This is a genomic window from Rugosimonospora africana (assembly GCF_016862975.1).
GTDB classification, from domain to species: domain Bacteria; phylum Actinomycetota; class Actinomycetes; order Mycobacteriales; family Micromonosporaceae; genus Rugosimonospora; species Rugosimonospora africana.
This window is the reverse complement of record NZ_BONZ01000136.1, coordinates 1-14053: the sequence shown is the minus strand read 5'-3', so window position 1 is coordinate 14053 and position 14053 is coordinate 1. Positions and strand designations below refer to the sequence as shown.

At 67.4% G+C, this 14053-nt stretch carries 17 protein-coding genes; 12 read left to right on the top strand and 5 right to left on the bottom strand.

The annotated features are described in order from the left end of the window. Positions 1-91 precede the first annotated feature (91 nt). Positions 92-877 (bottom strand): polyphosphate--glucose phosphotransferase, encoded by a 786-nt coding sequence (gene ppgK, locus Raf01_RS48135; protein ID WP_203924896.1) that lies wholly within the window; start codon positions 875-877, stop codon positions 92-94. Between the two features lie 426 nt (positions 878-1303). On the opposite strand from ppgK, the gene Raf01_RS48130 reads away from it, so the two are divergent. From Raf01_RS48130 to Raf01_RS48115, 4 genes are all read left to right on the top strand, one after another. After that, positions 1304-1906: a sulfite oxidase-like oxidoreductase gene (locus tag Raf01_RS48130; RefSeq protein WP_239134574.1), complete on the top strand. Its 603-nt coding sequence runs from the start codon at positions 1304-1306 to the stop codon at positions 1904-1906. A 1-nt stretch (position 1907) separates the two neighbouring features. Next, positions 1908-2645, top strand: coding sequence for a ferredoxin reductase (locus Raf01_RS48125; protein ID WP_203924895.1), 738 nt, complete (start codon positions 1908-1910; stop codon positions 2643-2645). Position 2646: 1 nt separating this feature from the next. Further along, positions 2647-2931, top strand: coding sequence for a DUF6510 family protein (locus Raf01_RS48120; protein ID WP_203924894.1), 285 nt, complete (start codon positions 2647-2649; stop codon positions 2929-2931). 345 nt (positions 2932-3276) lie between these two features. Beyond that, positions 3277-3471, top strand: a complete 195-nt coding sequence (locus Raf01_RS48115) for a DUF2795 domain-containing protein (protein WP_203924893.1) — start codon at positions 3277-3279, stop codon at positions 3469-3471. Between the two features lie 447 nt (positions 3472-3918). On the opposite strand, the gene Raf01_RS48110 is transcribed toward Raf01_RS48115, so the two are convergent. After that, complete coding sequence (locus Raf01_RS48110) at positions 3919-4356, bottom strand: DUF3147 family protein (RefSeq protein WP_203924892.1); 438 nt, start codon at positions 4354-4356, stop codon at positions 3919-3921. Then, positions 4353-4697 carry a hypothetical protein gene (locus Raf01_RS48105; RefSeq protein WP_203924891.1) on the bottom strand — a complete coding sequence of 115 codons (345 nt, stop codon included), beginning with the start codon at positions 4695-4697 and terminating at the stop codon, positions 4353-4355. Before Raf01_RS48105 ends, Raf01_RS48110 begins: the two co-directional genes overlap by 4 nt. Positions 4698-4923: 226 nt before the next feature. On the opposite strand from Raf01_RS48105, the gene Raf01_RS48100 reads away from it, so the two are divergent. The 5 genes from Raf01_RS48100 to Raf01_RS48080 all read left to right on the top strand — a co-directional run bounded on the left by Raf01_RS48100 (position 4924) and on the right by Raf01_RS48080 (position 10116). Continuing rightward, positions 4924-5256, top strand: coding sequence for a hypothetical protein (locus tag Raf01_RS48100; protein ID WP_203924890.1), 333 nt, complete (start codon positions 4924-4926; stop codon positions 5254-5256). Positions 5257-6133: 877 nt separating this feature from the next. Next, positions 6134-7516, top strand: coding sequence for a ferredoxin reductase family protein (locus tag Raf01_RS48095; protein ID WP_203924889.1), 1383 nt, complete (start codon positions 6134-6136; stop codon positions 7514-7516). After that, entirely contained in the window at positions 7510-8010 is a 501-nt protein-coding gene (locus Raf01_RS48090) for an FMN-binding protein (RefSeq protein ID WP_239134573.1), read from the top strand. Before Raf01_RS48095 ends, Raf01_RS48090 begins: the two co-directional genes overlap by 7 nt. A gap of 97 nt (positions 8011-8107) precedes the next feature. Beyond that, positions 8108-8788, top strand: a complete 681-nt coding sequence (locus Raf01_RS48085) for a response regulator transcription factor (RefSeq protein WP_239134572.1) — start codon at positions 8108-8110, stop codon at positions 8786-8788. Then, the gene (locus Raf01_RS48080; RefSeq protein ID WP_203924887.1) at positions 8785-10116 is read left to right on the top strand and encodes a sensor histidine kinase; all 1332 of its coding nucleotides are present in this window, start codon (positions 8785-8787) and stop codon (positions 10114-10116) included. Before Raf01_RS48085 ends, Raf01_RS48080 begins: the two co-directional genes overlap by 4 nt. On the opposite strand, the gene Raf01_RS48075 is transcribed toward Raf01_RS48080, so the two are convergent. Further along, positions 10087-10632 carry a DUF2231 domain-containing protein gene (locus Raf01_RS48075; protein WP_203924886.1) on the bottom strand — a complete coding sequence of 182 codons (546 nt, stop codon included), beginning with the start codon at positions 10630-10632 and terminating at the stop codon, positions 10087-10089. The two genes, Raf01_RS48080 and Raf01_RS48075, sit on opposite strands and share 30 nt — an antisense overlap. A gap of 675 nt (positions 10633-11307) precedes the next feature. On the opposite strand from Raf01_RS48075, the gene Raf01_RS48070 reads away from it, so the two are divergent. The 3 genes from Raf01_RS48070 to Raf01_RS48060 are packed head-to-tail and all read left to right on the top strand — an operon-like array spanning position 11308 to position 13908. Next, on the top strand, positions 11308-12510 hold the full coding sequence (locus tag Raf01_RS48070) for a ferredoxin reductase family protein (RefSeq protein WP_239134571.1): 1203 nt from the start codon (positions 11308-11310) through the stop codon (positions 12508-12510). 30 nt (positions 12511-12540) lie between these two features. Beyond that, positions 12541-13104: an FMN-binding protein gene (locus tag Raf01_RS48065; protein ID WP_203924885.1), complete on the top strand. Its 564-nt coding sequence runs from the start codon at positions 12541-12543 to the stop codon at positions 13102-13104. A gap of 21 nt (positions 13105-13125) precedes the next feature. Beyond that, a complete protein-coding gene (locus Raf01_RS48060; RefSeq protein ID WP_308442712.1) occupies positions 13126-13908 on the top strand; it encodes an FAD:protein FMN transferase in 783 nt (260 codons plus the stop codon). Here the strand turns inward: Raf01_RS48060 and Raf01_RS51175 are convergent. Next, positions 13903-14049: a QcrA and Rieske domain-containing protein gene (locus Raf01_RS51175; RefSeq protein ID WP_203924897.1), complete on the bottom strand. Its 147-nt coding sequence runs from the start codon at positions 14047-14049 to the stop codon at positions 13903-13905. The two genes, Raf01_RS48060 and Raf01_RS51175, sit on opposite strands and share 6 nt — an antisense overlap. Positions 14050-14053 lie beyond the last annotated feature (4 nt).

The window sequence follows — 14053 nt, the reverse complement described above, 5'->3', positions numbered from 1 at the left end:
AGCGATTGTCCGGCCTCACCTGGGGAATCCTCCGACTCCGCTTGAAAGGCAGCGATTCCTGGCGCCTCGGGCTTGCAGCGCCACGTTCGGGCTACGACACTCCCTGGCCACGCTGCGTCGCGCCAGCCTTCGCATGATGACCGGCCGCGAGCATGGCCGCGCCGACGATGCCGGCATCGTTCTGCAGGGCCGCTGCCACCACCTCGGTGTCCACCTTGACGAGCGGAAGGAACTTTTCCGCCTTCCGGCTCGCTCCGCCGCCCACGATGATCAAGTTGGGCCAGAACAACCGCTGGACGAGCCGAAAGTACTGCTCGATCCGGTGGGCGTATTGCTCCCAGGATAGACCTTCGCGTTCGCGCACCAACTCGGCCGCCCAGTCCTCGGCGTCGCCATGATGCAGGTGCAGATGCCCGAATTCGGTGTTGGGTACCAGCGACCCATCGACGAACAATGCGCTGCCGATACCGGTGCCCAGTGTGACCACGATGACCGTGCCCGCCCGACCAGCGCCCGCTCCGAAGCGCACCTCGGCCAGGCCTGCGGCGTCCGCGTCGTTGACCACTGTCACCGGCCGGCCGGTGGCCTCGGCGAACAGGTCGACCGCGTTCACACCGATCCACTTCTTGTCGATGTTTGCGGCCGTGCGGACCACGCCGCCAGTCACCACGCCGGGCAACGTCACGCCGATCGGCCCGTCACCCGGGATCTCCTCCAGCACGGATGCCACCACGCCGGCGACAGCCGCAGGGGTCGCTGGCATCGGGGTGGGAACTCGGATCCGCTCTCGGAGCAGACCGCCGGTGTCGAGGTTGACCGGCGCGCCTTTGATGCCGGTGCCTCCGACGTCGATTCCGACGAACGGTCCGGTCGGCATAGCCACCTCCACTGGCAACCGTACTGAGCAACGCTTCGAATCAGGCGTTCCATTGTGCCGAACGACGACGGTCGGAGGTGGACCCGGGGAGTGACGTGTGCCTCACCGTGCTCCTCCAGAACCTCGCGGCTACCCTCGTAGTCCCTCGTCGCAAAGCCCGCCTCCGCGCGTCGGCGCGCGGTCGACGTGTCGCCGATCCACCTGATCGGCGGCGATGGTCGCGACGACCGCGAAGATCACAGAGGTTGCGCAGGGAGCGCCGGTAAGAAGACGCCGGCAAGCGGCGCTAACGGCACGAGTGAAGATGACGACCGGAGGACGGTTCAGGGTGTCGGGTGTCGCGTTTCAGGTGGAGCCGCGTGGCGAGATGTTGGTGCCCGTGCCGCGCATCGCGTGAGTGGGGTTGACGTAGAAGGAGGGCCCGGGGTGGCCATTGTGACAAGGGGATTTCGTGGGCGTCGTGACGCCTCGGCGGAGCGCCTCCCGCCGGGGCAGTACCAGACCCGGGACTTCCCGGTTCTTTCGGCCGGGCCCACACCGAGGATCGCGCTGGACGAGTGGCGGTTCACCATCACCGATGAACCAGGGTCACCGGTGCGGTCGTGGACCTGGTCACAACTGCTCGAACTACCAGTCGAGCAGCCGGTCGTGGACATCCACTGTGTGACCAAGTGGTCGAAATTCGGGACGCGGTGGGAGGGCGTCTCGCTCGACACGCTGTTTGCCTCGGTGGAGACTTCCGCCGGCTACGCCCTGGTGCACTCGTATGGCGGTTATACAACCAATCTACCGCTGGCGGACCTGCTGGGTGGCAAGGCATGGATCGTCTATCGCTACGACGGCGGGGATCTGTCGCCGGAGCATGGCGGCCCGGCCCGTTTGCTGGTGCCGCATCTGTACTTCTGGAAGTCCGCGAAGTGGGTCAACGGCATCACGTTGCGGCGGGAGGACCAGCCCGGGTTCTGGGAGTCATTGGGGTACAACAACCACGGGGATCCGTGGCGCGAGCAGCGCTACACGGGGGATTGAGATGGCGGGGCGGCTGCGGTGGCAGACCGGGCGGGTCGTCGCGATACGCGAAGAGACCCCCTCGTCAAAGACCATCCTGTTCGACGTGCCCGGGTGGCCAGGGCACCTCGCTGGACAGCATGTCGATCTCCGGCTGACGGCCGAGGATGGCTATAGCGCGGAGCGTAGCTATTCGATCGCTGGCCCGGTCGACGGTGAGCGGGTGGAGTTGACCGTTCAGCGTGTGCCGAACGGAGAGGTTTCCACGTATCTCGTTGACGACCTTCGTGTCGGTGACGAGTTGGAGCTTCGCGGTCCGATTGGCGGCTGGTTTGTCTGGCGGGTCGAGGAACTGCTGCCCGTCCTGCTCGTCGCGGGCGGTTCCGGCGTGGTGCCGCTGATGGCGATGGTGCGGGAACGTGCACGTACCGGCGGTGTCGCACCCTTCACGTTCGTGTATTCCGCGCGTTCGGCGGCCGAGGTCTATTACGCGGACGAACTGGCCGGGCGGGCCCGGGACGATGACGGGCTGACTGTCTCATTGGTCTATACGAGGTCCGCACCGGCTGGTTCGCACCGGCCCGCCGGCCGGATCGGCCAGTCGGATCCGGACGACCTCGGGTGGAAGCCCGGGGCCGAGGGGCGCGTCTACGTCTGCGGTCCCACAGGGTTCGTGGAGGCGGTCGTTGGCATGATGCTGGACAGGGGGCACGATCCGTCGACTATCCGCACTGAACGCTTCGGTCCGACCGGGGGATGAGATGAGCGCAGATACCGATATGGGATACGTGGACGGCAACGCCGTCATCGGAGCTTTCACCGAGGTCTTCGGGTCTGATGTCTCGGTGGTGATGCTGACCTGTGCCGCGTGTGGCGCCGCCCGACGGTTCGTTGAAGCCCATGTCTACGACCGTGGGCCGGGTATCGTCCTGCGGTGCCCGCAGTGCGACGAAGTCACCGCCCGGATGGTGCGGACACCGTCAGAGGTGTGGGTGGACCTGCGTGGGGTGGCCGCGTGGCGTATCCCCGCGAACGTTGTGATTTAGCCAAGCCGCCGTAAGCAGATGCGGTGCGCACGCTTGTCACTAACCGTTGATGCCGAATCGCAAGCCGGCCGCGAAGAGCCGGTTGGCGTGGCAGCTACGACGGGTGCCAAGCGACGCATCGGGCGATCCTGTTGCGTCCGTGGGTTCTGGAGGCTGGCGCCTCGGAGTCGGACCCGGGCAATGACTGTGAAGCCGATACGTCCTGGCGCGACCACCGCGATTGGGACGCCCGTCCGGTGCGGTTGCAGAAAGTTCCTGAGGTGCCGTGCAGACTGCCCGGGGTTTGACCACGCATCCACTTTTCGGATGTCGTTTGACCGGGGGGCTTTCGGGTAGGCGTTTGACATGGATATGAACATGATGCGGCAGCAGCTCGAGGGAATGAGTTTTCCGGCGAGCAAGCAGGACATGATGAGCCACATGATGCAGCACGGCGCCAGCAACGAGCAGATGGAAATGATGAAGAAGATGCCCATGGATCAGTTCAATTCCATGGACGACGTGATGGCTGCGGCCAACAAGATGATGAAGATGAGCTGATCGATTCGTGGACGACCGTCGGTGAGCGCCTCGCTTGTCGCTGGTCTCGCCGACGGCCTGTTGAGGGGCAGTCGTGCCGGTCTCTCGGGGTCGGGGCGGCTATGGGATTCCGACGAGATCTCTGCCGGGATTTTCTGTGCGGCGGGTGGGCGGTGTCGATGGCGGGCGTCGTGACGCGGGGATTCAAGGGGAAGCGGGATCCCCGCCGCGGCTGAGCTTCCTCCCGGTCACTATCTTGCCCCGGACTCTCCCGTCCTGTCCGCCGGGCCGAGGCGCCGGAGATCGCGCTGGTTCAGCGGAGGTTCACATCACCGACGAGGCAGGGTCGGAGCGGGCCTGGAGTTGCTCAATCTGCCGAGTGAGCAACCGACGTGGACACATCCATGAGTGCCTGTCTGTTGCTGGGTGGTGGGGTTTATCAAGTGGGATGGTCACGAGGCGATGGGGTCAGAGGCCGGGTGATTCGTCCCCGCCCATGCCGACTGCTTTCGCGAGAAGGTAGGCACCGAAGGCGATGAGACCCCAAGCGGTCGTGGCTGCGGCGAACGCGTCCCATAGCGGCCATCTGGTGACGGTCACCGCGATGACCACGGCGAATGCCAGCAGGCCGAGGGTGCCGAGTCCGGCGCCTCGGGCATCGTTGCGGGCCTGTCGTACACCGTCTTCTTTGGCGACAAGGGTCAGACTTGCGAGCGAGATTGCGGGGAAGGCGAGGAAGACGCCGCCAAGGGTTGGCCCGACCAGGGCGGAGATCGTGCCGGCGAGGGCAGATACGCCAGCGCCGAACCCGAATCGAACCAGCCAGTCGCGTAGCGAGGTCTGGCCGAGCTCAGCGGTTCGGACCCGGATCTCGTCACCACCGTGGTGGGCCGGCTGTCCGCTCATGTCAGCACCAGGTATCCCAGTGTTGCGGTCACTGCCCACGCGCCCAGCGAGCAGGCTGAGCCGCGCCAGGCGCCCAGCTTGCCGACCAGGGGCACCGCGGCCACGCAGTAGACGGCAAATGCCGCCGCCCCGATCTGCATGCCTCGCGCAGCCGATGCGACGTGCTCGACGCCGGTGAAGGCCACGGTTATCAGGAGGCTGCCGAGCGCGACGGAGGGCGCGGCCGAAAACAACCCGGCGAATCTCTTAGGTGCGAGGGTCTGTGCTAACGCCGCGAACGCGAGCACGAACAGTCCCGCGGTCGGGGCTTTGAGGGCTATCTCGACGAGTTTGCCTCCCATGGTCGCCGTCTCCTCTGCCCGTCCGTGCGGTGTTGGTTGTACCCAAGGACGCCGCACCGTAACGCGAGGCTGGGCTTGTCTGAGCGTTCCCGGGTTCTGCGGCTCTTGTGCGGCAGTGCTCGTTGGATGAGCGTTCGTTACTCCATCGGAGACTGGGTATATGCGGTCTCGGGAGGGAGGAATCATGTCAGAGCCACACGCCAGGCCGCGGTGTCTGGTCGTCCGGGTGGGACGACTGCGGATCGATGTACCGGGCTCGTTGGGGTACTTCGGTGGAATCGGTGCTGCCGTCGCCTTTGGTGTCATCGAGCCGCCGCTGGGGTTGTTCATCGCCGCGGTCCCGCTGTTGAAGATGCTGCATCGGCGGAGCCTCCCGACGCCGGTGCGGTTTGTTTCTGAGATTCTTCAGGGCGCCGCGCAGCCCGTCGATGGGAAGGCAGAGGGCACCATACGGTTGAGTGATCCGGAGGCGTCGGCGGCAAGGGATGTGGAGACCGCGGATTCCGCTGAGCGCGGCGAGCAGATCAAGCGAGGTCAGGCTGTGCCGGCGCGCGCCTGATGACTTACGGTGTCCGTGATGATGCTTCGGCTGGTCTATGACGCTGGCTCCGTCGCTGGGCCTCAAAGAACGGATCACCCACCAGACCGCGGGCGCTAGCCCCGTGATTGTCACGGACAACCGGACTAGGTCTGCGACCGGCCGACCTACCACAGGGCGCCCCCGGCGAGCACGGCCGGGGTGAAAAAGCCACGGTAGTTTGGCTGAAGCGGGAGACTGCGGCTGCCGGGATTGACGCGACCGGCATGGCCCGAGCGATTCCCATGCAGCATGGCGCGAAAAACCTCATGGCGCGCTGCCGCGTCGCTTAGGGCAGGGGCCACCATCACCGCCGATCCCGGCGGCTGTATGCGACCGCGATGGTGCGGCGGACTGCTCAGGTCTGTCTCGGGCATGAGCGGTTGGCCGCGGCCGCGACGTAGGTCATTGGCCTGGACGGGCGCGCGCCGGCCGCGTCCAGCAGGCTGAGTAACGCGGTCTGGATGGGCCATGCCACCGGAGATGTTGCCTACGGCGATGCCGACCCGGAAGCTGTTCGAGTCGTACCGGCGTCCCCGGGGCCGTGCTTCCATTGTGGGCACGGCCCAGGGCACCGCTCCCGTCCGGTTCCTGGTCCGGGACGCGGTGCTGTTACGCCTCAACCAGCTCGGCACTGGTCGCTTTGCGACTCTTTCTGATCAGCAGGGCCACCACTCCGCGCAGCCGGCCCCGCATCGTCCTGGCTGTGCCGCAGCTCCCCGAACGTGGCAGAGATTGCGCCATGCCGAGCGGGTCGCCTTGGCAGTCTGTGGAAAGCGTTTGCCGGCTCAATTGTGGGTGGAGGCGGACGCCCGCGACCTCTCATGAGGCTCCAAGAATTGGTTGCCAGGCTTGACTCATGACGGGCAAGCGGATCGAGGCACGGCATCGGGAGCCTTCTCAGTGGTGGGCCGACGCTGCCGGAGCGTTGGCGATCGGCAGCCTCGTGGTGGTCGTGGCGCTGTGGCTGCACGGTGCCGGCCTGCAGGCGGTGTTGCACGGCGGCTCGGATGCGGTGACGTCGGTGGGCAGGGTGACCGGTCTGGTCGCGGCGGATCTGTTGCTGTTACAGGTGCTCCTGATGGCCCGGCTGCCGTGGGTCGAGCGCTGCTTCGGTCAGGATCGGCTGGTGCGTTGGCACCGCGGCGCGGGACTGTGGTCGTTCTGGCTCATCCTCGCCCACGTCGGTTTGATCACCGTGGGGTACGCGGGTTCCGCCCACACGGGTGTGATCGGGCAGGTTTGGACACTGACTGTCGACTATCCCGGGATGCTGCTGGCCGTCGCGGGCACGATGTTGTTGCTCGCGGTGGTGGGGTTGTCGATCCGGGCGGCCCGACGGCGGTTGCGGTACGAGTCGTGGCATCTGCTGCATCTCTACGCCTATCTCGGGATCGGACTGGCGTTGCCGCACCAGTTGTGGACCGGCGCCGAGTTCACCGGCTCCGCGGCGGCTCGGACCTACTGGTGGGCTGCGTATGGGATCTGCGCCGGCAGTCTCGTGGTTTTCCGGATCTGCCTGCCGCTGTGGCGCAGTTGGCGGCACCGGCTGCGGGTCAGCCAGGTGGTCTGGGAGGCGCCAGGAGTGTTCTCCGTGTACCTGTCCGGGCGTGATCTGCACCGGCTGACGGTGCGAGCCGGCCAGTTCTTCCACTGGCGGTTCCTGACCAGCGCTGGGTGGACGCGGGCGCACCCGTACTCGCTGTCCGCCATGCCCCGGCCTGACGAACTGCGCATCACTGTGCGCGCCGCCGGCGACGATGCGGACCGCATCGCGCGTGCCCGTCCAGGTACCCGGGTGTTGATCGAGGGCCCTTACGGCAGGTTGACCGGCACGGTCCGCAACCGGCGGGGGATCCTGCTGCTCGCCGCGGGCATCGGGATCACGCCGATGCGTGCGCTGCTCGAGGCGCTGCCCTATCGGCCGGGTGAGGCCGCGCTGGCGTACCGGGCGAACACGTTCGAGGATTTCGCGTTACGGGCCGAGTTGGACGCGATCGCACGCCGGCGCGGAGCGGCGGTGCACTACCTGGACGGGCCGCCGCCCAGGCACTTGTCGTGGTTGCCGGTGTCCCTGGCGTACCTGTCGGATCGCGAGATGCTGCACCGTATCGCTCCTGACGTCTCCCGCAGGGATGTGTACGTCTGCGGTCCGCCGCCGTGGATGCGGGCGATCCGGCTGGCGCTGGCCGAGGCCAGAGTGCCAGCCGATCAGATTCACAGTGAGGACTTCGGATGGTGAAGCGCAGCGAGGGGCGGATGCGCCGGATCGCTCTGGTGATGGTGGCTACGGTTGCCGCCGTGGTGCTGCTGTTCAGTTACCGGACCAGCACCTCCGGATCGGGCGTCGGCACGGCCGGCGCACCGCCGGGAATCGTCAAGCCCGTTCTCACAGGCCCCGGCACGGCACAGCCGACGCCGCCGGCTACGGCGTCCGCAGGTGCGACGGATTCGGGCATCCTGACGGTCAACGGTACGACGGTGGACAACGGGTACGGCCCGGTGCAGGTCCAGGTGCAGATCTCCAGCGGCAGGATCGTGGACGCGACTACCCTGGCGCTGCCCCGGGACGGGCACTCCGAGCGGATCAATTCCTACGCCGTGCCGCAGTTGCGCGAGGAGGTGCTACGTGCGCAGAGCGCGCATGTGGACGCGATCAGCGGAGCCACCGACACCAGCATGGCCTACACCCGCTCGCTTCAGGCTGCGCTGGATGCGGCGCATCTGGGCAGCTGACCGGCGGCACCGGTGCTCCAGGCCACTCATCCGACCTGTTGGTGGGCCGGTGTCCGATCCTGGAGGTTCTTCCAGGTGGGATCGGGATAATCGGACGGTGAGTGACCTGGTCGTGAGCGAGTCGCCGCGGATTCTCGTGGTGGAGGACAACGCGGAGCTGTGCGGGATGCTGGACCGGCTGCTGGGTGACAGCGGATACCACGTCGCCTTTGCCAGGGATGGCCAGGCGGGCCTGCACGAGGCACTGACCCGCGAGTACGACGTATTCCTGATCGACCGCGGCCTTCCCGGTATCGACGGTCTGGACCTCGTCCTGCGGCTACGCCGCCGTGGCCTGACCACCCCGGTGTTGATCCTGACCGCATACTCCGCGGTGGCCGACCGGGTCGCCGGGCTTGACGCCGGTGCGGAGGATTACCTGGTCAAGCCATTCGAGGTCGATGAACTGCTGGCCCGGCTGCGGGCGCTTCGCCGCCGGCATCTGGTGACCGCCGAGGTGCTGCGGTTGGGTGCCGGCGAGTTCGACGTCGCCGCCCGGGTGGTCCGACTGGCAGATGGCACCGAGGTCGAGCTGTCTGGTCGGGAGGCGGCCCTGCTGCGGGTGCTGGCGGCCCGGCCGACCCGGGTGTTCAGTCGGGACGAGCTGCGAGAGCGGGCCTTCGAGGCGGCCGAGTCGGCGTCCATCGTCGACACCTATGTTCACTATTTGCGGCGCAAGCTGGGTAGCGGGGCGGTCCGTACCGTTCGAGGGCTTGGCTACCGGGCGGGTGTTCTGTGAGGCAGCGTGGCCCGGCTGCCGCCGATCAGGAGCTCATCTCCCGTGTTTGGCGCCGGATCACCCTGCAGACCGCCGCCATGTTCGCCGCGGCCCTGCTGCTGCTCGGCGCGCTGGCCGTCGGCTTGGTCCTGCAAACCGGCCGCGCCGACGCTCGCCGCCAGGTGGCGCAAGCGGTCGCCGACCAGGACGCTTTGACCAAGCCGCCACAAGGCGTCTGGATCTACCAGCGCACCTCCGGTGGGCTGCGGTCCAGCCCCGGCGCGCCGACCACGCCGACGGACGCTGCCACGCTGAACTCGGTCTTCTCCGGGGGGCGTACCCGTACCTCCACCATTCACCGCTCCGGCCGGGAATACGAGGTGCAGACCCAGCGGGTAGGGGCAGCCGCCGTACAGGCAGTGCTGGACATCAGCGATGCCGAACGTGAACGGCACCGGCTGTATTGGGGGCTGGCCGCTGCCGGAACGGTCGGACTGGGGTTGGCCGCGCTGGTCGGTGCGGTCATCGCCAGGCGCGCGATCGTCCCGCTCGGCCTGGCGTTCGAGCGGCAGCAACGGTTCGTCGCCGACGCGAGCCACGAACTGCGCACTCCGCTGACCCAGCTGCACACCCGCGCGCAGTTGCTGGACCGGGAGCTGCGTATGGGTGGCGATCCGGTCCGGTTGGAAGAGGATGTGCGCCAGATCATCCTCGGCACTCGACACCTCGGAGACGTGGTGGAGGAGTTGCTTCTCGCCGCCCAGTTGCGCGCCGAACCGGCGACCTTCGGCCCTGTCGACCTGGCCGAGCTGGTCAATGACGCGGTCGCCGCGGAACGGGCCCGCAGCACGCAGCTCTCGGTCGAACTGCGCGCCGTCGTGCCGACCGATGGGGCGTACGTGGTGCGAGGGGCGGACACCGCACTGCGTCGGGTACTCACCTCGTTGATCGATAACGCGCTGGGCCACACCCCGGCCGGCGGTCACATCACGATCCGTCTGGGACACGAGCCCGCCCGGGGAGTGGTCACCTGCCGTGTTCAGGACGACGGCGCCGGCTTCGACCCGACCACCGCACAGCGGATGTTCGAACGCTTCGCCCGCGGCGGCCACGGTGACCGGCGCCGGTTCGGGCTGGGCCTGGCGTTGGTGCGGGAGACCGTGCAGGCTCACGGCGGCACGGTCGATGCCACCGGGGCGCCCGGCGCCGGCGCCACGTTCACGGTCACCCTGCCGGTCTGGACCACGGCCGGAACCGACGGGCCGGCTGGCAGGGAACCGCATCATTCAACTTCCGAGGAAAAGGGCGCCAGCCGCGGCTTACCGGCCACCCGCTCTGCCGACTCCTGACCAGGCGGCCTGCGCGCCTGAGTGCCCGACGAGCACGATCTGTACCAGCGTGCCCAGCGCGGTCACCAGGCTCAGTACCGCCAGCGCCGGCAGCAGCCAGCGTGTACCGACCAGGCGCCCCATGGCCGCGGGCGCGAGCGCCCGGATCATCTGCGGCCGCACCGGGAGCCAGCCGGCCACCGGGGTGCCCTCGCGATACCAGTCGGTGTAGGCCAGCGCCACGGCCGCGGCGCTCATCACCAGTACCCACGCCACCAACAGCTTCGCCAGGTCGGCATGGTGATGGATCAGCGCGCCGCCGCCGACCCGGGCCTCCAGCGGCCCGCCGGACAGCGCGGCGCCAGCCACGGTCACGGTGGCCACCAGACAGGCCAGCACTGTCGGCCACGCCAATCTGCGTCGCGTCGCCGGCACCGCGGCGCACAGCCCGACCAGCAGGGTGGCCACCGGCACCATGACCACGGTGGCGTGCACGATCAACGGATGGATCGGCAGCCCGAAAACGGTATCCAACACGGCACAAATGATTAACGGAAGTTCTTAGAAGATTCTCAACCGTGCCTTCGCCTTACAGCGGCCCGGAGGCGGTCATTTGGGCGCCAATGCGACGGCCGGGCCGCAGGTGCCTCGACGGCCTATGCTCATCCAGCGACCGCAACCGCGCCGGCTCCTCCTCAGCGATTCTCAGAATCTAATAAGAAATCTCCGCGACCCTGTGTGGTTCGAGCGCCGACAACAGGAGTTCCTTTGCCTTCCCACCCCGTTGCAGGCTGGGACGATGAGCGTCCCTTCGGTTCCGATTCACTGGCCAGTGAGCAATCAGTGCTGCGCAGGCGCGGGGGTCCGGGGCACGCGACTGAGCCGGTTCGTCACGTGAGCGCTGCTGAGCGTGACGTTCGGGGGTGGGGTGCGACGTCGCGTATTGACGCCGGGCCTGAGACGGCTCCGAGGACGGCACAGGTGGGATCCCCTGAACTGCCGGCCTCGCGTGCGAGGGACCGAGCCCGGAGCGCGCCGCAGGCGCTGCACCACGAATACGTTGGCGATTGGGGTTTCCGGCCTATCGTTCCGACTCAGATCGGCCGCGGCGGACGGACCTTTCTCGTTGTCGTCTTCTGGTTCATGCTCGTGGCTTCGGTCGAGTTGTGGTGGCTGGACACTCCCGCCAGGTCCATCCATGGTGCGGGAGCCATGATGACCGAGGGCGGCCGCATCACCGGCATGGTGGCGGGATTCCTGTTGCTGGCGCAGGTGCTCGCAATGAGTCGGGTGCGCTGGCTTGAACGCTGGATCGGTGCCCATGACCTGCTGACCTGGCATCGCGAACTGGGCGCCGGCCTGCTGATCCTTGTCCTGGCGCACGTCGTCCTGATCACCTTCGGCTACGCGAGCGAATCCGGTGTGTCGGTCTTCGCCGAGACCGACAGCATCTGGCACACGCTCGTCGCGATGATCAGCGCTTACATTGCCACAGCGATCCTGGTCGCGGTCGCCTTGCTGTCCATCCGGAAGCTGCGCCGCCGCATGCCGTACGAGTTGTGGTACTACCTGCACCTCGCCGGCTATCTGGTCCTGCTGCTGAGCTATGGGCACCAGTTCGCCGACGGGCAGGAATTGTCCAAGGGTGGCTTCGGCCACTGGTACTGGGTCTGCCTGTATCTCTTCGTGGTCGCCTGCCTGATTCAGGGGCGCATCATCGGCCCGATCACCCTCAACCTGCGGCATCGTCTACGCGTCGCGCAGGTCGTGCAGGAATCGAACGAGATGGTGTCGATCTACATCGAGGGACGCCGGCTGGAGGACCTGGATGTGCAGGCCGGCCAGTACTTCCGCTGGCGGTTCCTGGCCCGTGGCTGCTGGTGGCAGGCCCATCCATTCTCGCTGTCCGCCGCGCCCAACGGCCGCTGGCTACGCCTGACCGTCAAGTCAGCCGGCAACCACACCTCTGACCTGCAGAACCTGCGGCCGGGCGTGCGCGTCTTCGCCGAGGGGCCGTGGGGTATCTTCACCGCCGAGCACCGGCGCCGTCCGGCCGCCATGCTGATCGCCGGTGGCAGCGGGATAGCCCCGATCCGAGCACTGATGGAGGAACTGCCGACCGGCATGATCGTCCTGTACCGCGCACGGAGCCTGGACGAGATTGTCTTCAGAGATGAGCTGGAATGGCTGGCGGAACAGCGGCAGGCGACGCTGCGGTACGTGCTCGGCTCGCGTGACGATCCCGAGCCGCGGCGAGCGTTCTCTCCGGATGGCATGCGTGAGATCGCTCCGGATCTGCGGCGACGTGATGTCTATCTGTGCGGACCTCCGGGTATTGTCGACGCTTCCATGGCGGCGCTGCGGCGCCTGCGCGTGCCGAGGCGGCAGATTCATATGGACCCGTTCGAGTTCTAGCCAATCGTTGTCAATGAATGGGAGATGACTATGCGTCGGGCAGTCGCGATCGTGCTGGGCACCGCCACGGGTACGGCGCTGCTGGTTGGAGCGAAGCTGGGGAACGCGCCCTCGGGCGCTGTGGCGTTGGACGGTGACGCGGGTGGTGTGGTGGTCTCCGCCAGCAGCGCCGCCATCGCTCAACCGTCCGTGAGGGGCTCTTCACCCAGCGGCATGGCCACGGCCGGTACGCCTACTTCTGTTCCGACCGTCAGTAAGCCGTCGACACCCAATTCCAAACCGACGACATCGAGGCCCGCGCCACCACCGCCGAGCGGACCGAAGAGCGGCACCTACAGCGGATCGGCTCCAGTCAAGAACGGCAGGTACGGCACGCTGTCGATGAGCGTCACGATCTCCGGCGGGAAGATCGCCAGCATTTCCGCCAGCGAGAACGGTGGCGAGACGAACTGCTACCACAACGCGTGCAACACCCTCAAGCCTGAGGCGTTGCAGGCACAGAGCGCGAACATCGCTTCGGTGTCCGGCGCGACGTACTCGTCGGAGGCGTTCAAGACAACCCTGCAGGCCGCCCTGAACTCGGCCAAGGCATAGTCGCGGGCCGCTGGAGGTCAGGTGCACCACGTCGAGATGGTGATGGGTACCGCCATCACCATCGATATTCTTGACGCCGAGAGCGACATGACGGGGGCGGTCGAGGACGTCGTGGCGTGGTTCCACGAGGTTGACCGCCGGTTTAGCACTTACCGGCGGGACAGCGAAGTCTGCCGGATCGACCGCGGTGAGCTCGCGCCGGCGCGGGCATCGCAGGACATGCGCCGGGTGCTCGACGCTTGTGAGCAACTGCGTGCGTCGACGGGTGGCTATTTCGACGTGTACGCGACCGGACGCCTCGACCCGTCCGGATACGTCAAGGGATGGTCGGTCGAGGTCGCCGCGCAGCGGCTGTCGGCAGCCGGTGCGGTGAACTACTGCGTGAACGCCGGCGGTGACATCCGGCTGCGCGGCGTGGGCCCCGACGGGCAGGGGTGGCGGATCGGCATCACCCATCCGTGGGAACGGCACAAGGTCGCCTGGGTGGTCTCCGGCACGGACCTGGCCATTGCCACGTCCGGAACGTACGAGCGCGGTCTGCACGTCATCGATCCGCTCCGTGGGGAGCCCGCCGATCAGCTCTGTTCGGTGACCGTGTGCGGTAGGGAACTCGCGACCACGGACGCGTACGCGACCGCCGCGATGGCGATGGGTGCTCACGGCATCGATTGGCTCGGCACGCTGAGCGGGTACGAGTCCGCGGTCATCACGAAGGACCGGGAGGCGTACCGGTCCGCCGGTTTTCCGGTCGTCGAGCCTGATCCGCCGTCGCCACCGGAGGCGGTCGGCGACGACGTCTTATGAGGTCGTTCGGACCTGTCCATCCACGACGGTCACCGCGATCGGTGCCAGTGGCCCGGTGGCTGGGCCGCCGGTGACGCGGCCGCTGGAGTCATACGTGGCACCGTGGCACGGGCATTGGAACCCGTTGCCGTCCCATCGCACGGGG

Excerpts from the sequence above, each read along its gene's own strand:
- Raf01_RS48070 (WP_239134571.1), top strand. The coding sequence starts at position 11,308 with ATGATGACCGAGGGCGGCCGCATCACCGGCATGGTGGCGGGATTCCTG.
- Raf01_RS48120 (WP_203924894.1), top strand. The coding sequence starts at position 2,647 with ATGAGCGCAGATACCGATATGGGATACGTGGACGGCAACGCCGTCATC.
- ppgK (WP_203924896.1), bottom strand. The coding sequence starts at position 877 with ATGCCGACCGGACCGTTCGTCGGAATCGACGTCGGAGGCACCGGCATC.
- Raf01_RS48065 (WP_203924885.1), top strand. The coding sequence starts at position 12,541 with ATGCGTCGGGCAGTCGCGATCGTGCTGGGCACCGCCACGGGTACGGCG.
- Raf01_RS48110 (WP_203924892.1), bottom strand. The coding sequence starts at position 4,356 with ATGAGCGGACAGCCGGCCCACCACGGTGGTGACGAGATCCGGGTCCGA.
- Raf01_RS48095 (WP_203924889.1), top strand. The coding sequence starts at position 6,134 with ATGACGGGCAAGCGGATCGAGGCACGGCATCGGGAGCCTTCTCAGTGG.
- Raf01_RS48105 (WP_203924891.1), bottom strand. The coding sequence starts at position 4,697 with ATGGGAGGCAAACTCGTCGAGATAGCCCTCAAAGCCCCGACCGCGGGA.
- Raf01_RS48090 (WP_239134573.1), top strand. The coding sequence starts at position 7,510 with ATGGTGAAGCGCAGCGAGGGGCGGATGCGCCGGATCGCTCTGGTGATG.
- Raf01_RS48125 (WP_203924895.1), top strand. The coding sequence starts at position 1,908 with ATGGCGGGGCGGCTGCGGTGGCAGACCGGGCGGGTCGTCGCGATACGC.
- Raf01_RS48115 (WP_203924893.1), top strand. The coding sequence starts at position 3,277 with ATGGATATGAACATGATGCGGCAGCAGCTCGAGGGAATGAGTTTTCCG.